Annotated in this window: 21 protein-coding genes, 1 tRNA gene and 2 pseudogenes; 19 read left to right on the forward strand and 5 right to left on the reverse strand. The window is 47.7% G+C overall.

What is annotated here, in order from left to right:
- Positions 1-199: 199 nt before the first annotated feature.
- The 5 genes from noc to E2980_RS13705 all read left to right on the forward strand — a co-directional run bounded on the left by noc (position 200) and on the right by E2980_RS13705 (position 4,734).
- Complete coding sequence (noc, locus tag E2980_RS13685) at positions 200-1,015, forward strand: nucleoid occlusion protein (protein WP_135152744.1); 816 nt, start codon at positions 200-202, stop codon at positions 1,013-1,015.
- 171 nt (positions 1,016-1,186) lie between these two features.
- Entirely contained in the window at positions 1,187-1,960 is a 774-nt protein-coding gene (locus E2980_RS13690) for a ParA family protein (RefSeq protein WP_135152745.1), read from the forward strand.
- A complete protein-coding gene (locus tag E2980_RS13695; protein WP_135152746.1) occupies positions 1,941-2,789 on the forward strand; it encodes a ParB/RepB/Spo0J family partition protein in 849 nt (282 codons plus the stop codon). The genes E2980_RS13690 and E2980_RS13695 overlap by 20 nt, the downstream gene beginning before the upstream one ends.
- 237 nt (positions 2,790-3,026) lie before the next feature.
- Complete coding sequence (locus E2980_RS13700; protein WP_135152747.1) at positions 3,027-4,196, forward strand: aminotransferase class V-fold PLP-dependent enzyme; 1,170 nt, start codon at positions 3,027-3,029, stop codon at positions 4,194-4,196.
- Between the two features lie 46 nt (positions 4,197-4,242).
- Positions 4,243-4,734, forward strand: coding sequence for a DUF4446 family protein (locus E2980_RS13705; protein ID WP_167747122.1), 492 nt, complete (start codon positions 4,243-4,245; stop codon positions 4,732-4,734).
- On the opposite strand, the gene yyaC is transcribed toward E2980_RS13705, so the two are convergent.
- The gene (yyaC, locus tag E2980_RS13710; protein WP_135152749.1) at positions 4,709-5,329 is read right to left on the reverse strand and encodes a spore protease YyaC; all 621 of its coding nucleotides are present in this window, start codon (positions 5,327-5,329) and stop codon (positions 4,709-4,711) included. The genes E2980_RS13705 and yyaC overlap by 26 nt on opposite strands.
- Positions 5,330-5,541: 212 nt before the next feature.
- Between yyaC and E2980_RS13715 the strand changes: the two genes are divergently transcribed.
- The 4 genes from E2980_RS13715 to E2980_RS13730 all read left to right on the forward strand — a co-directional run bounded on the left by E2980_RS13715 (position 5,542) and on the right by E2980_RS13730 (position 7,102).
- Positions 5,542-5,787 carry a putative Se/S carrier protein gene (locus E2980_RS13715; RefSeq protein WP_135152750.1) on the forward strand — a complete coding sequence of 82 codons (246 nt, stop codon included), beginning with the start codon at positions 5,542-5,544 and terminating at the stop codon, positions 5,785-5,787.
- A gap of 21 nt (positions 5,788-5,808) precedes the next feature.
- Complete coding sequence (locus E2980_RS13720; RefSeq protein ID WP_135152751.1) at positions 5,809-6,672, forward strand: mechanosensitive ion channel family protein; 864 nt, start codon at positions 5,809-5,811, stop codon at positions 6,670-6,672.
- Positions 6,673-6,716: 44 nt separating this feature from the next.
- Positions 6,717-6,935: a DUF951 domain-containing protein gene (locus E2980_RS13725; RefSeq protein ID WP_135152812.1), complete on the forward strand. Its 219-nt coding sequence runs from the start codon at positions 6,717-6,719 to the stop codon at positions 6,933-6,935.
- 76 nt (positions 6,936-7,011) lie between these two features.
- Positions 7,012-7,102, forward strand: a tRNA-Ser gene (locus E2980_RS13730).
- A 510-nt stretch (positions 7,103-7,612) separates the two neighbouring features.
- Here the strand turns inward: E2980_RS13730 and E2980_RS13735 are convergent.
- Entirely contained in the window at positions 7,613-7,801 is a 189-nt protein-coding gene (locus E2980_RS13735; RefSeq protein ID WP_135152752.1) for a YjzC family protein, read from the reverse strand.
- Between the two features lie 176 nt (positions 7,802-7,977).
- Here E2980_RS13735 and rpsF point away from each other — a divergent pair, with 176 nt between their 5' ends.
- From rpsF to E2980_RS13785, 10 genes and pseudogenes are all read left to right on the forward strand, one after another.
- Complete coding sequence (gene rpsF, locus E2980_RS13740) at positions 7,978-8,265, forward strand: 30S ribosomal protein S6 (RefSeq protein ID WP_135152753.1); 288 nt, start codon at positions 7,978-7,980, stop codon at positions 8,263-8,265.
- 66 nt (positions 8,266-8,331) lie between these two features.
- Complete coding sequence (ssb, locus tag E2980_RS13745; protein WP_135152754.1) at positions 8,332-8,835, forward strand: single-stranded DNA-binding protein; 504 nt, start codon at positions 8,332-8,334, stop codon at positions 8,833-8,835.
- Positions 8,836-8,855: 20 nt separating this feature from the next.
- On the forward strand, positions 8,856-9,203 hold the full coding sequence (gene rpsR / locus E2980_RS13750) for a 30S ribosomal protein S18 (RefSeq protein WP_135152755.1): 348 nt from the start codon (positions 8,856-8,858) through the stop codon (positions 9,201-9,203).
- A gap of 176 nt (positions 9,204-9,379) precedes the next feature.
- Positions 9,380-10,225, forward strand: coding sequence for a hypothetical protein (locus E2980_RS13755; RefSeq protein ID WP_135152756.1), 846 nt, complete (start codon positions 9,380-9,382; stop codon positions 10,223-10,225).
- 158 nt (positions 10,226-10,383) lie between these two features.
- Entirely contained in the window at positions 10,384-11,043 is a 660-nt protein-coding gene (locus tag E2980_RS13760) for a type 1 glutamine amidotransferase domain-containing protein (protein ID WP_135152757.1), read from the forward strand.
- Positions 11,044-11,134: 91 nt separating this feature from the next.
- Positions 11,135-11,236 (forward strand): annotated as a pseudogene (locus E2980_RS13765) (oxidoreductase); the annotation flags it as partial.
- Between the two features lie 163 nt (positions 11,237-11,399).
- The gene (locus tag E2980_RS13770; protein ID WP_135152758.1) at positions 11,400-12,431 is read left to right on the forward strand and encodes an NADH:flavin oxidoreductase/NADH oxidase; all 1,032 of its coding nucleotides are present in this window, start codon (positions 11,400-11,402) and stop codon (positions 12,429-12,431) included.
- A 19-nt stretch (positions 12,432-12,450) separates the two neighbouring features.
- Positions 12,451-13,341: a LysR family transcriptional regulator gene (locus E2980_RS13775; RefSeq protein ID WP_135152759.1), complete on the forward strand. Its 891-nt coding sequence runs from the start codon at positions 12,451-12,453 to the stop codon at positions 13,339-13,341.
- Between the two features lie 189 nt (positions 13,342-13,530).
- Positions 13,531-13,617 (forward strand): annotated as a pseudogene (locus E2980_RS13780) (D-mannonate oxidoreductase); the annotation flags it as partial.
- A gap of 8 nt (positions 13,618-13,625) precedes the next feature.
- Positions 13,626-14,420, forward strand: coding sequence for a Nif3-like dinuclear metal center hexameric protein (locus tag E2980_RS13785; RefSeq protein WP_135152760.1), 795 nt, complete (start codon positions 13,626-13,628; stop codon positions 14,418-14,420).
- Positions 14,421-14,508: 88 nt separating this feature from the next.
- Here E2980_RS13785 and E2980_RS13790 read toward each other — a convergent pair whose 3' ends face one another.
- The 3 genes from E2980_RS13790 to E2980_RS13800 are packed head-to-tail and all read right to left on the reverse strand — an operon-like array spanning position 14,509 to position 17,141.
- Complete coding sequence (locus E2980_RS13790) at positions 14,509-15,363, reverse strand: SDR family oxidoreductase (RefSeq protein WP_135152761.1); 855 nt, start codon at positions 15,361-15,363, stop codon at positions 14,509-14,511.
- A complete protein-coding gene (uxuA, locus tag E2980_RS13795; RefSeq protein ID WP_135152762.1) occupies positions 15,360-16,448 on the reverse strand; it encodes a mannonate dehydratase in 1,089 nt (362 codons plus the stop codon). The genes E2980_RS13790 and uxuA overlap by 4 nt, the downstream gene beginning before the upstream one ends.
- An 18-nt stretch (positions 16,449-16,466) precedes the next feature.
- Positions 16,467-17,141: a GntR family transcriptional regulator gene (locus E2980_RS13800; protein ID WP_135152763.1), complete on the reverse strand. Its 675-nt coding sequence runs from the start codon at positions 17,139-17,141 to the stop codon at positions 16,467-16,469.
- Positions 17,142-17,220: the final 79 nt, after the last annotated feature.

Genomic DNA, 17,220 nt, shown 5'->3' on the forward strand with positions numbered 1-17,220 from the left:
AAACGAGAACGGCTATTCAAACATAATAGATTGAAAGTTTTTTGCTTTAGCAGGAGAAACGGGCGGTTATAGCGAATATAATAGATTAACAGAGAGATGTGCCGCATATGCGCTGCAAGCGCGAATTGGCGGCGCTTTTTCGTCGCTATGGACACAATACCTTTCCGCCTATCTTACTTAATGTGGTGATCCGTGAGAAATGAAAGAGCCATTCTCCAGACTGCTCGGTCTATCAGATCGAAGTAATCAAGAAGATGTGAAACAAGTTCCGATTCGTGAAATCGTTCCGAGTCCTTATCAACCACGTTCTGTATTCGACGACGATCGCATTGATGAGTTGTGTCAGACGATCAAGACGCATGGCGTGATACAGCCAATTGTCGTTAGGGTGCGTAATGGAAAATACGAGATTATCGCCGGCGAACGCAGGTGGAGAGCGGTTACGAAGCTTGGAATGGAACATATTCCTGCTATCGTAAGGGAAATGAATGATTCGCAAGCGGCTTCCGTAGCGTTAATCGAGAACCTGCAGCGCGAAGGGTTGACCGCGCTTGAGGAAGCGATCGCTTATCAGAAGCTGATCGATCTACATCAACTGACCCAGGAAAGCTTAGCGCAGAGACTGGGTAAGAGCCAATCTACGATTGCCAACAAGATTCGTTTGCTCCAATTAGGAGAGACGGTTAGGCAGGCATTGCTAGAGAGGAAGATTACCGAGAGGCACGGAAGAGCGCTGCTCTCTTTGCCTGACGAAGAGATGCAGAATAAGTTGCTTGCTGAGATCATCGAAAAGGATCTGAATGTTAAACAGACCGAGACGAGAATCGCCTTCTATATGGAGGTTTCCAAACCGAAGAAGACAAAGAGGTTCTCGTTCACCAAGGATGTACGGTTGGCACTGAATACGATTCGACAATCGGTTGATATGGTTAATGGATCGGGAATTCCGATCAAAGCCAGCGAGAAGGATTGCGAAGATCACTACGAGATTATTATCAGAATCCCTAAACGTTAGATCTTATCATGCGGATGCCCGTGTTTGATATCGAATCGCTGTCCACTAAGCGTATGTATGGCGAGCGTTCAACATGGGACCGCTTTTTGTTTCTTAGGAGCAGAACTCGCGGTTTTAAGAAGCGACGACGATACTGTTCTAATTGTTTCATTAACATTGAGGTGAATTGGGTTGTCTAAAATAATTGCGATTGCCAACCAAAAAGGCGGGGTTGGTAAGACGACGACTTCGGTCAATCTGGGCGCGTGTCTAGCATCACTTGGAAAAAGAGTGTTGATCGTCGACATTGATCCCCAAGGCAATACGACAAGCGGGATCGGAATCAATAAAGCCGATGTGAGCTATTGCATCTACGACGTTCTCATTAATGAAGTACATCCAAAGCAAGCGGTAGAGGATACGGATATCCCTAATCTCAAAATCATTCCGGCTACCATTCAACTTGCCGGAGCGGAAATCGAGCTCGTTCCGACGATGTCGCGCGAAATCCGTCTCAAGAAGGCATTGGCTTTAGTGAGAAATGATTTTGACTATGTGTTGATCGACTGTCCTCCTTCACTAGGAATATTAACGATCAATTCTTTAACGGCTGCGGATTCTGTCCTGATCCCGATTCAGTGCGAATATTATGCGCTTGAAGGACTGAGCCAGCTTCTTAACTCCATTCGATTGGTCCAAAAGCATCTGAATACTTCTTTGCAGATTGAGGGAGTGTTGTTAACCATGTTCGATGCAAGGACGAACTTGGGAATTCAGGTAATCGAAGAGGTTAAGAAGTATTTTCAACAGAAGGTATACCAGACCGTTATACCGCGTAACGTTAGGCTTAGCGAAGCTCCATCCCATGGCCAATCTATTATTACTTATGATCCAAAGTCCAAAGGTGCAGAAGTGTATCTCGAGCTGGCGAAGGAAGTGATCTCCTATGAGCAAGCGGCTAGGTAAAGGGTTAGACGCGCTTATCACATCTCTTTCTATTAAAGAAGATGATAAGATTGTAGAAATTCCATTAGCGAATCTTCGCGCTAATCCCTATCAACCTCGTAAAACCTTCGAAGAAGAGGCGATCAAGGAGTTAGCGGAATCAATCCGCGAGCATGGCGTCATTCAGCCGATTGTCGTTCGCCAAGCCTTGAAAGGCTATGAGATTATCGCAGGGGAGAGGCGGTTCAGAGCTTCTCAGTTGCTAGGGAATCCAACTATTCCAGCCGTAGTAAGAACCTATAACGATCAGCAAGTTATGGAAATCGCTTTGATCGAGAATGTACAACGCGAAGATCTGAACTCCTTAGAAGTCGCGATTGCATACCAGGGAATCATGAATCAATTCAATCTTACGCAAGAAGAGCTATCATTAAAAGTAGGGAAGTCTCGTTCGCACATCGCTAACTTCCTTCGTCTGCTCTCGTTGCCGGATGAAATCAAAAATTATGTTTCACGTGGAACATTGTCTATGGGGCACGCCCGTGCATTGGCTGGAATTAAAGACGAGTCCGTTAGACGTCAATTAGCCAAGCAGTCGGTAGCTGGCGAGTGGAGCGTTCGCGAACTTGAAGAAGCAGTCCAGAAGACTGAGGCTAAAGTTAACGTGAAAGCAAAATCGAAGGCCAAGAAACGCGATCCCTATATCGAAGAGCTAGAGGAAACGCTTCGAGAGAAGTTCCAGACGACGGTTCGGATTAAACCTAATAAAGACAAAGGTAGAATAGAGCTTTCCTATTTCGGGAAGAGCGATCTGGAACGGTTGCTAGAGCTATTAAAAGCAATGGCGTAAAGGATAAAACGATAGCATACCCAAGTTGTAATCTTCCGAAGGAAGGATTAAACTAAGGTATGCTATTGTTGCGTTAATCGATCAGAATGATTAAACTCTACAGTCTCGATACTCATCTGAACTTACGATACAAACGTGTCCGCCGTTCCAAGTACAACAAATGACGCGGTGCTCTGAGCGCCCGAGTTTGTAGTCACGAAGCCGGCGAAGCCGTTTTACCTAGGACGGTGGAAATGGATGAACGACAATAAACCAATAATCTATCTGGACAATGCGGCGACCAGCTGGCCTAAGCCCTCATCCGTATGGGAAGCGATGGAACGAAATATGCGGGAGAGCGCAGCTAATCCTGGACGAGGCAGTCATACTATGGCAGTCAAAGCGAGCAGGGTGCTATTCGAGACGCGTAAACGTTTAGCCAGGCTTTTCCGGATTGGCAACCCTAACGACATTGCTTTTGCCCTCAATACTACGCATGCGCTAAACTTAGCGATACAGGGGCTATTAAAGCCGGGAGATCATGTTATCGCGACTTCGCTTGAACATAATTCGATAAGACGTCCATTGGAAGCGTTGAAGCGTAAACAAGGCATCGAAGTTACTTATGTTCCCGCGAGTAAAGACGGAACCATAGATATGAAGGCTTTAGAAGCAGCCATCACGCCAAGGACTAAGCTTATTGCGGTGACGCATAGCTCTAATCTGCTTGGCACGATAACACCCGTTGGAGAGATTGGGGAAATCGCGCGCAGGAGAAACGTGAAGCTTCTCGTAGACGCTGCTCAAAGCGCGGGAGTGCTGCCTATTGACGTGATGGGCATGGGAATAGATATGCTCGCGTTTCCAGGGCATAAGGGGCTGATGGGGCCGCAAGGGACAGGCGGGTTGTACATCCACCCCAACTTGGAGTTAGAGCCTCTCATGCAAGGCGGAACCGGAAGTAAATCGGAGGCGCCGGAGCAGCCGAATGTACGTCCTGATCGCTATGAGGCGGGCACTCAGAATACGGTCGGACTAGCGGGTTTGTCCGAAGGCGTCAATTATATTCTGAAAGAGACGCCGGAGGCCATTCATGCTAAGGAGAGGGAACTAACCATTCAATTGATGGAGGGTCTTCAATCGGTGCAAGGGTTAACCTTACTTGGTCCCGGAGTTGAGGTTGAGAGGACCGCTATCGTTTCCTTCCTGCTAGAAGGAGTCGACCCATCCGAAATGGCATTCTTGTTGGATCAACAATTCGGCATTGCTGTACGCGCCGGTTTTCATTGTACGCCGCTTGGGCATGAGACTGCAGGATCGTATGAGACCGGTGCGGTGCGAGCTAGTCCCGGATATTTTACGGAAAAATCGGAAATCGTATCTATGATTGACGCTGTGAAGGAAATCAATCGAACCTTAAAGGCGTAAAGATAAGTGAAGCATAGAGCAAGAGATAATGGGGGAGAAAGTAATAATGGATGGTTGGAACGATCAGATTGCGATGATTATTGCGGCAGTAGAAGGCGCGCTTCTCTTGATCTTGTTCATAGGATTAGGGGTATTGGCTAGAAAGCTAGGCAAATTAAAAGGGGAACACCGAAAGATGGTGGGGGATACCGGCGTACCGAATATGGAAGAGGTGATGAACGTTGTCCATGAGCGTCTCTCCCTATTGGATCGTAGGCAAATAACCCAAGGCGATAGAATGGATCAACACGAAAAACGCCTGTCCTCCCTAAAGGGACGTATCGGCGTTCATCGCTTTAATGCTTTTTCAGACTCAGGCAGCGATCTTAGCTTCTCGGTGGCATTCGTGAATGAAGAGCAGGATGGAGTGGTGATCACAGGCATACACGGCAGGGAACAAACGTTCCTGTATGCAAAGCCGATCGATAAAGGCCAATCCGCCTATATGCTTACCCCGGAAGAAAAGATTGCAATTAATCAGGCGATGCAAAAGGCATAACGGACTTGCTTCGCGTGTTATGTACGGCGTTTAAGAGACTTTGCGCAATGATTTCCGACATCTTGACGACGAGATTAAGCCGAGTATTCTGAAGGACGAAGTATTCCATGAATCCTCCGACGTTCACGATGCCGGTCATGTGGATATCCCCAACGGGAGGCAGCTCCTTGTTCACGCCGGCTCCCGGACGAACGGGTCCCGACCCTACCTGGATGCATCCCACGCTGGATACTTGTCCAAGACAGGCATCTACGGCGATAACGAAGGGTTGACGGGAGGTTCTCATAATCTTGAGCAGCGTGTCTCCCAAGTTCATCGCGTGAACGGGGTCTTCCAATGTTCCGTACAAATCGAATAACGAGCTATACTCCCGAGCTAATGCCGTTCCAACCAATGGTCCAAGCGAATCTCCAGTCGAGCGATCCGTGCCAACGCAGACGATGACGATCCGGCGCTCTTGCGGCAAAGCTTCTAAATAGTACTCGAGTTTCTGGGATAATCGATGCAAGACCGTTGGTTCGTTAAAAGGAATCTTTAAAGAGAGCGCCGCTGATTCCGGTGCGGAGCCCGGACGTTTCTCCCACGCGCCGTTCATTCGTCCGATTCGCCTCCTACCCTAGTATGTTACTAGTATATGGACGAAAGGGCACATTTATACTTGGGCAACAAGTATAATCGGTTAAAGCCGTCTTAAAATGGCTAATTACGATTATATCGGAGCGATCAGATGAGTATTACGGATTCAGAAAATATACTTTATGATCGTATTGGAAAGGTTAAAGTTGTATAGGCAGGAGGTATGCAACTATGGAGTCTCTCTTGATCGCTTTCGATTCTACTCAACAAGCGCTTCGGGCGGAGATGCTGCTGGAATATGCGGATATCGAGATTGATATTTGTCCGACGCCGAAGGAGATTACCGCCGGCTGCGCATTATCAATCGAATTTCCCAGTGCGGAGATCAATCAGGTGAAGCAAATTATCCTCTCAGAGAATGTGGAAATCCGGGGATTGTTCGAGAAAACGTTCGACGGGTACGTGCAGATTCAATGAGTTAAAGGAGATATATGCCTTATGTTTGGCTTTGGAATGGCAGAAAAAGCAGAAAACGTACATGAACTCTGGAATCGGTTCATCGATCAATTGTGGGACACGACCAGAGACACGGATATGTGGACGGCTGCGAGCATGGTGTTACTAAGAGTCATTCTGATTTTCGTCGTAAGCCGCCTCGCGTTGTTGATAGTAAACCGCTTCATCGATCACGTGACGAACGTGAAGAAATCGAGAAGGTTGAAGCTTCGTACGAGGCGCGTTCAGACGATGGGACGGCTGCTTAAGAACACAGCTTCCTATATCTTTAATTTCATAGCGATATTGTTGATTCTAGGAGAGTTTCATATCCAGCTTGCACCCTTGCTCGCAGGAGCGGGCGTTATCGGCCTCGCGATAGGATTCGGGGCGCAGAGTCTGGTCAAGGATGTCATCACTGGATTCTTCATAATCTTAGAAGATCAGTTCGCGGTTGGCGACGTCATCCAATCAAAGGATTTCAAAGGTACGGTCGAGATGATCGGTTTACGCGCGACAAGGATCAGAAATTGGACGGGCGAGATTCACATCATTCCCAACGGCCTCATTAATGAAGTGACCAATTTCTCGGTTAACCCATTGCTTGCAGTCATCGATATTACGATCGCATACGAGAAAACGATCGAAGAGTTAATGAGTACGATTCGAAGCGTACTTGTTCAAATAAACGATTCCAATATTACGGGAATTCCGGAAGTACTCGGAATTCAGACGCTTGCATTCAATCAGATGACGATAAGAATCACCGCAAGGTGCAAGCCGAACACAACGGGAGATGTCACGCGTCTTATCAATACCGAATTGAAGAAAGCATTCGAGATGACAACATCGGAAACCACACCATAGAACGAATGGAGCTGGACAACGCACTTACGGACGGGGGAAACGGTATGGAGCGGAAAACGTTTGATCTTGGGGATGTCGTGCTCATGAAGAAGCAGCATCCTTGCGGAGCCAACGAGATGGAAATCATCCGAATGGGCATGGATATTCGGATTAAATGCGTGAAATGCAAACACAGCATTCTGCTGCCTCGGGCTAAGTTCGAGAAGAGCTTGAAAAAGGTGTTGAGGTCGCCGGGAGATGGGCAATCGGCGATCGACGAGTAACTTAGAAGGAAACGCGGACTGGAGATTGAATCCAGTTGCAAGCACCTCTTAAATATGATATTATTTTTCTTGCTGCGGAGAGGTACCCAAGAGGCCCAAGGGGGTTGACTCGAAATCAACTAGGCGTCGCGAGGCGTGCGTGGGTTCGAATCCCACCTTCTCCGCCATCCAATAAAAAAACCAACGTGCGACCCCATCGGGGTCGTTTTTTATTGGATGGCGGTGGGGTTCGAACGGGCCGTTAAGCAAAAATGCCGGGGGCATGTTTGTAGGCACAGGGACTCGAATCCCACCTTCTCCGCCATCCCTAAATACGAAACGCGCAAACCTTCTACTTTTAAATAAGTGGGAGGTTTTTCTGTTAGATATAAAAACGATTTAAAAACAAAGAACCCTTCGCAGGGTTCTTCATGGCGACGCGTAATGAGTTGCATTGAGATTCGTAACCAATACGTTGCTGATTTAACTCAGCGCTTCGGTCTTCCGGCAACTTCGTGTGTTACAGACAAAAGCCTTTAGCACAACGCCTCGCTTCCGTTATTCCTACTCCGAATGGAACGCTTGCTCCTGCGGTTGTTGCACCCAGTCGTTCAAGGGAACCACACCTCTCGTTTTACGTCGCCGAGATATAGAATGGCTCAAACAGGCTCTGATTATTCGGATCGATGACGAGAAGGTTAATGCAGCCTCTTTATCTTCTTCCATTTGCGGTTGTGATTCGTGGTGTCGGGAAACCGCTCGCCTTTGCGCAGTTCGACATGCTGAGGATTATTAACGCCCATGTGGAAGGAATCTTCTCCGACTTCCATGTATTCCCCACCGTTCGGCGCTCGCTGACCTGGCTCGAATTGCGTTTGCTCGCCCATTGTCATCACCTCCTGTTCATAAGGATAGTGTAGCGCGAATTTCCTTGCAGTATTCGGGCTATTGTGATAAAGTATTCAGGCATGCGATTGAATGCATGCTCCTTGCTTCCCAGCCGAAGACAAGCTCATCGGTATACCAAGTGGGGGGCCAAAGACCTTAAGGAGGTGAACGGAAGATGCGCAACTACGAGTTGATGTACATCATCCGTCCGGACGTGGAACAAGAAACCGTTCAAGCTGTCGTGGAAAAATTCCAGGGCATCATCGTGAACGGCGGAGAGATCGTGAAGCACGACATTATGGGTAAACGTCGTTTAGCTTACGAGATCAACAAACACCGCGATGGGACGTATGTGTTGGTTCATTTCTCGGCGCCGTCGACAGTAGTGACGGAGTTGGAACGCGTTCTGAAGATTACGGATGAAATTATCCGTCATATCATCGTCAGAGAACAAGTCGCGTAAGCCACACAGAACCAGGCGGAGTACCGCCGTAAGCCTTTATGTCATGTTAAGTGGAGGGAAGCCGCGATGTTGAATCGAGTCATTCTCATAGGACGCCTAACCAAGGATCCCGAATTGCGTTACACGCCGGCAGGCGTTGCCGTTACCCAATTTACGTTGGCGGTAGACCGTCAGTTCTCCGGAAGCAAAGAGGAGCGCGAAGCGGATTTTATCCCGATCGTTACTTGGAGGCAATTAGCCGAGACGTGTGCCAATTATCTTCGTAAAGGCCGTTTGGCCGCCGTGGAAGGACGCATTCAGGTGCGTAACTACGAGAACAACGAAGGCCGACGCGTATACGTGACGGAAGTCATCGCCGATAACGTTCGATTCCTGGAATCAGCCAACCGCGATGGCGGCGGACAAGGAAGAGAAGAAGGCGCAACTGGCAACCCGAGCGCAAGCGCAAGCGGAAGCGGGTACGGAGGCGGCAACCGCAGCTCTGGCTCACGCAACAGCGGTAACAGCAGTGATCCCTTCGCCGATGACGGGCGACCGATAGATATATCGGACGATGATTTGCCATTTTAACTGGAAAGGACGGATAACAAATGAGTGAAACAACTACTTCTCAACCTCAAGTACGTGAAGAGCGTCCTGCGCACAGCCGCCCAAGCGGCGGTGGCGGAGACCGCGGCGGAGATCGTGGCGAGCAACGCGAGCCTCGTAAATTCCGCCGCGGCGGCCGTAACAAGCGCAAGAAGGTTTGCTACTTTACGGTTAATAAAATTACTCACGTGGATTACAAAGAATTGGACTTGCTTCGTAAATTCATCAGCGAGCGCGGCAAAATCTTGCCACGTCGCGTGACAGGAACGAAAGCGAAGTATCAACGCATGTTGACGGTAGCGATCAAACGCGCTCGTCAAATGGCTTTGCTGCCATACACGACTGAGTAGTCGATCTAAAAGCACCCTTCGGGGTGCTTTTTCTTTTAGGACTAGAGGAAACGTTGTTTTGCATGGTCTTGAGATTTCAGTCTGCCCGAGGTGTTTATATTGAGCAAACGGGAGGATAATATGAAAGGGGAGATTAAGCTTAAAAAAATGAGCGGATGTTATGAAGGTGAATGAGGATGTATGAAGCGCTGTTATCTGAACTAAGGAAGTTTGTAGCAGAGCTAGAGCAAAAAGAGGCCGCGGCCAAATACATCGTCCCCGGTGAGATTATGAAGGCCGTGAAAAAAGCCAAATCGTTGGAAAAGCTGCTGCATGAAATATTTATGCAAGCTAGCGGTCACGGCGGGATTCAACTCAGTCCCATCATCCGTAGAGAGTTCGGTATGAATGAAGAGTTAATGGATCACTTCGCGCAGTGGGCGCCTTATATAAAGGAGCAATTCGAGGAGGAACTCCACGATGCGATAGACCGAGCGGAGATTCGTGCGGGAAATCAAGGGGTGTTTTTTGAAGGGACGCCCAGCAAAAAGGAAGCGGAAGAAGTTCTCCGATTACTGAAGGATATCGCACATGCCGCGGTGAGATGTCAGTTTCATGCCAGGCTCGCAGGACCGGAGTTATATGTTGATATCTTGGAAAAACTTCTGCAGTTTTATGCCCTGCCGAATACATACCCTGAGGGAAATGTCGTTAGTTACCGTAACCTCATCTCGGCCGACCGGCTTTATGCAATGTCAGGATGTGACGATACGATCACGGATGCCTTGAAGGATTTTGCCAAGGCGTGGTACCAACGGTCACCACATACATTTCTGGAGAGCATGGAAGGGTATTTTTCCTATGAATATGTCCACCACTTCTTGTTCGCAATAACGGAGGAACAGCTGGAGAGGCTGCGTAGCGACTATATCCGGTACATCGAAGAAGAATTCAAGCTGGTAAGGGCCAAGCCTGAATTAAATCGCGCAAATAATTTGAAAATCATGCTGGAAACGGTATTAAGCTGGACAACTGGCGGATAATGGTAGTCAGACTGTTGAGAAAGTCTCAGCAGTCTTCTTTTTTCGGTAATGTATAAATATATTTATTGATAGTCGATTATTATCTAATTGGATTTATAGTAAAACCAAAGTTACAATAGGATTGCAACTACAAATCACAAACAGAGGAGAGAATCAAAATGAAAAAAAACATATTAATCGTAGTCACATCAGCCAATCAAATAAACAGTGAAAAAACTACGGGACTGTGGCTTTCAGAGTTCGCTGAAGCTTATATTGAGTTTTCAAAACAAGGTTTTGATATCAGTGTAGCAAGTCCTTTAGGTGGTAAAACCCCAATTGATAAAAACAGCTTGAGTGCCGATTTGGATCAAGAAATACTTGATTCTGAGAAATATCTTGCAAATACGATCAAGCTTGATGAGGTAAAGGCTGCAGATTACGATGCCATTTTCTTGCCGGGCGGCCACGGAACGATGTTTGATTTACCTGACAACGAAAAGCTTCAATCATTACTTAGAGAGTTTTATGAAGCTGAAAAAATCGTAGCTGCGGTTTGCCATGGACCAGCGGGTTTAGTCAATGCAAAGTTATCCAATGGCAAATATTTAGTGGAAGGTAAGCGAATTACAGCATTTACGGATACGGAAGAAAAAGCTGCTGGTTTGGATCAATATATGCCATTCTTGTTGGAGTCTAAGCTTCGTCAAGCCGGCCCGACCTTTGTTTCCGCACCTGATTGGAATGATCATTATGAAGTCGACGGTAACTTAATAACAGGTCAAAATCCTCAATCAACAATTAGCGTGACTAGAGAAATGATTTCCAAACTGAAATAATTAAATTCCAAGGCCCATTACGGTATCAAAGTCGACGTAATGGGCCATTTTATACAGGTTGACATTATATTTTGAAAGCGAGATGTTAAAAATGGATTTAAACTTAAAAAATAAATTAGTGCTCATTACAGGATCTACCGCTGGAATTGGTAAAGCAACAGCCATTAGTTTTTTGAAAGAAGGAGCTAAAGTTACGGAGCTCTAGCAACGGTCCAGATTCGGACAATTTTGATTTTTAATGAAACTACAAAAGATCACTTCCTTTGTTTTCTGTTTTCAAAAACAAGGGAAGTGATCCTTGCATTTTTGGGTAACCCCCAGTATTATAATCTAAACCATTTAAGAGGTGTTTTGTTATGAGTAATCATCTGTTTACTCCGTTTGAACTAAAAGGACTTCAATTAAAAAATCGAATTGTAATGGCACCTATGTGTCAATATTCCGTAATCGCTAAAGATGGCAAGCCAAACGATTGGCATTACATTCACTACCTTAGCCGCGCGGTAGGCGGTACAGGCCTAATCATCACGGAAATGACTGACGTTGAACCGGATGGTCGAATAACAGATTATGATCTAGGGCTTTGGTCTGATGAGCATATTCCGGCATTTTCTAGAATCATCGATGGAGTGCATGCTCACGGTGCAAAAATTGGCATCCAAATCGCTCATGCGGGTCGAAAGGCTGAAGATGCAGCAGAGCCGGTGGCCCCATCAGCATTAAAATTTCCAGGATCCAGATATAAAACGCCCCGAGCCCTTAAAACCAATGAAATAAAAGATATGATACAGCTCTTTGGCAATGCAACTCGCCGTGCTGTGCAGGCAGGCGTAGATATGATTGAACTTCATGGAGCCCATGGGTATTTAATTCACCAGTTTCAGTCGCCTTTTACAAATCGACGCCAAGACGTTTACGGACAAGATTTGGCTAAATTCGGAGTAGAAGTGATTCAAGCGGTCAAAAAAGAAATGCCTGATGAGATGCCGTTATTCTTCCGAATCTCTGCGGTCGAATACGCTGATGGCGGTTATGATATTGAACATGCCATTGATATGTGTAAAGCCTACCAAGCAGCTGGTGTAGATGCGTTCCATATCAGTTCTGGCGGTGAAGGTCCGGCAGGAGAAAGAAAGCCGGGTAACTATTCAGGATATCAAGTGCCGTTCGCACGGAGAATCCGGGAATCTCTTCGAGTACCTGTTATTGCTGTAGGCATGCTTGAGGATCCGGCACTTGCCGAATCCGTTATCGGCAATGAAGATGCGGATCTGGTGGCAATCGCCCGCGGGATGCTTCGGGATCCTTATTGGGCCACCCATGCTGCCATTTCACTAAGAAGCGAAAATACCCATGTTCCAAAGCAATATGAGAGGGCTTATCTTTAAAAGCGCGAGGATCTTAATTATGGCTAATTTTGAATGGTACCGAAGTTTTATCAGCATTTACAAACATAATTCCGTTTCGGAAGCAGCCAAGTCGCGGATTATGACCCAACCTGCAATGAGTCAACATTTAGCTTCACTAGAGGCAGAGGTTGGCGAGCCATTGTTTACTAGAACATCGAGGAAAATGGTTCCGACTGAACGAGGTAAAGAACTTTATACGCAATTGGTACCGCTTATTGAGTCTCTCGAGGAGACAACGCTAAGCTTCAAGGCAGTCTCAACTCCTACGCTTCCAATTGTGAGAATCGGCACCGCGCAGGAGTTTTTTCGAGAAAGAATTGCCCCTTACCTCGAAAACTTTAACATGCGTGTGATTGCCTATTACGGGTTTGCATCGAATATTTTAGAATTATTAACGGAAGATAAGGTCGATATCATCGTAACATCACAAAAGAGTTCAGTACCGAGTTTAGAGTATATTCATTATATGGAAGAAGAGTTTGTTGTAGTGTCGCCCTATTCTTTTGAAGAACCTGAATTCAAAGACTCGAAACAACTGGAAACTTGGCTATTTTCACAAAAATGGCTAAGCTACGGTCTTGAATTGCCCATCATCAGAAGATTTTGGAGGGAAAACTTTCATCAACGTCCTCAAATGAAGCCTGAGCATGTATTACCCGATTTACATGTTTTATTATCCGCTATTGAACACGGGGCTGGAATTAGTCTACTGCCCACGTATATGCTGGAAAAATCCTTAAAATCGAACAAGGTAAAAATAATTTGTGAATCATATAAAGTAACTAATCATTTATATTTTGCTTATCAAATAAAAAATCGAAACATGCCCAAATTAAAAATGATGATAAATGCCCTGAAGACTGCTGCTAGCGAAAAGGGTTCTATTTAACGTGCAGGAGAATGGCGAGACGTAGTGAATACTTACTATTATCGCAAAACCGGAATCGCGGACGATCGCGGTAGCTTAATCTATTAACGTTAATTACGAAAGGTCGGATTTCGTATGAGAATGGTGTTCCGGTGGTACGGGGAAGGGAATGATACCGTCACCAAAGCGGCGATCGATAACTTCAAACAATGGCTGGCGGATGATACCGTGTCCGGATTCATAACGGGCGTGACGATTCCAGTGGATGGCGGCTTTATGGCTTATTCGGGAGTATAGGAGACCTCATGACCATTATCATTAAGGATATCATAGATGCCTTAACGACTCCCATCGGCGTTGTTCCGGACAGCGTAGACCAATTGCTCTTCGGAAACCCCCGTTCGATCGTCAAGGGAATTGCCGTCACGTTCATGGCGACGCAGCAAGTGCTGGAGAAGGCATCCCGTCTGGGGACTAACCTGATCATTACGCACGAAGGCGTGTTTTATAGCCATTACCATTCGAAGTCAGCACTCGTGGAGGATCCCGTATACGATGCCAAGAAACGGTTTATCGCCGATAGCGATCTCGCTATTTTCCGATTTCACGATGGCATACACCGTCATCGGCCGGATGGAATAATGGAAGGGTTGCTTCGTTCGCTCGGCTGGGAGGCATTCGTTACCGAACATCTTCCGGCCGCATCCGTGGTCAACCTCCCGATTAGTACGGTGGGAGAGGTTGCGGAACATGTCAAAAAGCGACTAGGAATCGAAACCCTTCGCGCCGTGGGGGATCTGTCGATGGCTTGCCGTCGAATCGGGTTGCTCGCAGGCTACAGGGGAGGAGGAGAACTTGCAATCCCGCTATTCGAACGACACAAGCTGGATTTAATCCTGTACGGAGAGGGACCGGAGTGGGAGACGCCGGAATATGCGAGGGACGCGGTCGATCTGGGTCTGGGCAAGGCTCTTCTCGTTCTCGGTCACTTGGAAAGCGAACAGCCTGGAATGAAGCTGCTGGCCGATCGGCTCCGTAGCCTTTTTCCCGTCATTCCCGTCCATTTTTTAACCGTGGACCCTGTTTTCCGAATTGTTTAAGCAAGCAACACGCCGAATATCCAGTTTACTTGTAACAAAAAGCACTGACTTTGATATCAGTGCTTTTTGTTATAGGGAAAGGGACTGATCATACCCCGGAGTAGGCCATGAATCCGCCATCGATTGGAATGACGGTACCGGTCACGAAACCGGATGTACTCTCGTCAGCCAGCCACAGCAAGGTTCCAATCAAATCCTCCGGCACTCCGAATCGTCTCATCGGCGTATGGGATAGGATCTTGCGCGAGCGTTCGGTCATCGACCCGTCGGGGTTCGTCAGAAGCTTCCGATTCTGCTCGGTCAGGAAGAAACCTGGCGCGATGGCATTAACCCGGATACCCGCCTCGGCGAGATGGACGGCAAGCCATTGGGTAAAGTTGTTGATGGAGGCTTTGGCTGCGCTGTATGCAGGAACCTTAGTCATTGGACTAGGCGCACTCATCGAAGAAAGATTGATAACGACGGCGCCTGGGCGCCCAATCATCCCTTTGGAGAATACTTGCGTCGGAATCAGCGTACCGACAAAGTTCAAGTCGAGCACGTTGCGGAAGCCTTGCACGCTCAGATCGAAGAAGGTCGTCACATCCGTACGGTTCAGATCCTCCATTCTGAAGGTTTCATGGGTCGTGTTAGCGCTCGGGTGATTGCCGCCGGCTCCGTTGATCAGAATGTCGCAGGGCCCGTACCGTTCACGAACGATTCGTTCGGCCTCCCGGACGCTGTCTGCATCGGTCACATCGCATACGGCGGCTATTGCTTTGAGTCCGTTGCCGCGAATTTGTTCGGCAATCTCGTTGCCTTTCTCTGCGGTCCGATTCAGAATCGCCACCTTCACGCCTTGCCGAGCAAGCTCGAACGCCATGGCCCGGCAAAGAATGCCGGATCCTCCCGTGACGACAGCGACTTTTCCTTCTAAGGATGGATGCTTGGGCCACTCTCTCATGACGGATTCCTCTTTTCGCCTTGTAGTCGGACTCGTTCAAGCGCATCCCAAGCGCCCCATAGGTACATGATGCCCAGGGCGCGATCGTAAAGCCCGTAACCTGGTCGGCATTTCTCGCCCCAAATATGCCTTCCATGGTCTGGTCGGCAGTATCCTCTAAACCCTTCGTCGTGATACGCTTTCACAATACCGGCGATATCGACGGTTCCATCTTGCGAACGGTGCGACGTCTCGATAAAGTCACCGTTGTCGAACACGCGTACGTTACGGATATGAGTAAATGGAATTCGATCCTTAAACTCGTGAATCATAGATAGGATATCGTTATTCGGGTTGGCTCCAAGCGAACCGCTGCACAGCGTGATGCCATTCGCAGGGCTGTCGTGCAAGCGCAGAAATCTCCGCAAATTAGCTTGGCTAGTCATAATTCGCGGCAGCCCGAAGATAGGCCACGGCGGGTCGTCCGGGTGGATCGCCATTTGGATGCCGTTACGCTCGGCTACGGGAATGATGGCATCGAGAAAATAACCCAAGTTGCGCCACAGGTCGTCTTCCGTGATGCCCCGGTATAATTCGAATAAAGAAGCTAGATGAGCAAGCCGTTCCGGCTCCCAGCCCGGCATGCTTAATTCCCCATTGTTAATAATTGTCCGAACCAGCTCAGAGGGATCGACGTCGGTCGTTTTGGCTTTTTCAAAGAAAAGTGCCGTCGAGCCGTCTTCCAATTCCTTGTACAGGTTCGTCCGTACCCAGTCGAACACGGGCATGAAATTGTAGCAAATGACTTTGACGCTGACTTGCGCGAGCTTCTCGATTGTACGTATGTAGTTGCTGATGTATTGATCGCGGGTCGGCAGACCCAGCTTGATGTCCTCATGCACATTTACGCTTTCGACAACATCGAGATGAAGTCCAACCCTGTCCGCTTGATCCCGAATGTTCAGTATTCGATCCATGGGCCATTCTTCGCCGGCGGGGCTGTCATGGAGTGCCCATACGATGCCTTCCACACCTGGAATCTGTCTGATCTGGTCCAGCGATACCGTATCGTTTCCTTCGCCAAACCAGCGAAATACCATGCGCAATCCCATCACCGCCTGTATTTATTTGATATAATTCGGGTACTTTTCTTTCAGAACTTCCATATTCGATATACTTAGGTTCAAATGCATCTTCATCACGCGTTCGGCATGGTTGGGATCGCGCCTGCGAATCGCTTCTACCATTTCTTTGTGCTGTTCATATAGAGGGTTCCAATGCTGATCTGTTGAAAGCCACAGCATCCTGCTCCGGTTCAGATGGGAGTTCATCTGCTGGATGACCGCCCAGGTTCCTAGCTTGCGACAGCCTTCGAACAAGGTACGATGAAACGCTTCGTCCAGATCGAACATCCGCTGGTCGTCCCTCTTTTCCATGCTTTCTTGCTGCATCGCTAGATTCGTATCTAAAGCAATAAGCATTTCTTCCGGAAAATGTTCACAGGCAAGCCGAATAACCGCCCTCTCAAGCTGCTCCCGCATGAAGCGCCCTTCCTCAACGAGCTCCGAGTCGATAAGTGATACCTTGGTGCCGCGCTGCGGCAACACTAGCACCAGGCCTTCCTGAGCGAGACGTACGAAGCTTTCCCTTACTGGTGTACGGCTCATCTGGAAAACCATAGACATTTCCTTCTCCGACAACACTGTTCCTGGAGGCAGCTCCAGAGTTAAGATTTGATGCTTCAACCGGCTATAGACGACATTCCCTGCGGAACCCGGCTGCTGTGAGCTCCAATCCATTTCCTTACCTCCTATTCTTTTTACAATGCTACCACACTTGTATGGTAGCATTGAACTACCAAAACATCTATTTATGACA

Origin of the sequence: Cohnella luojiensis (assembly GCF_004564235.1) — a bacterium.
Lineage (GTDB): Bacteria > Bacillota > Bacilli > Paenibacillales > Paenibacillaceae > Cohnella > Cohnella luojiensis.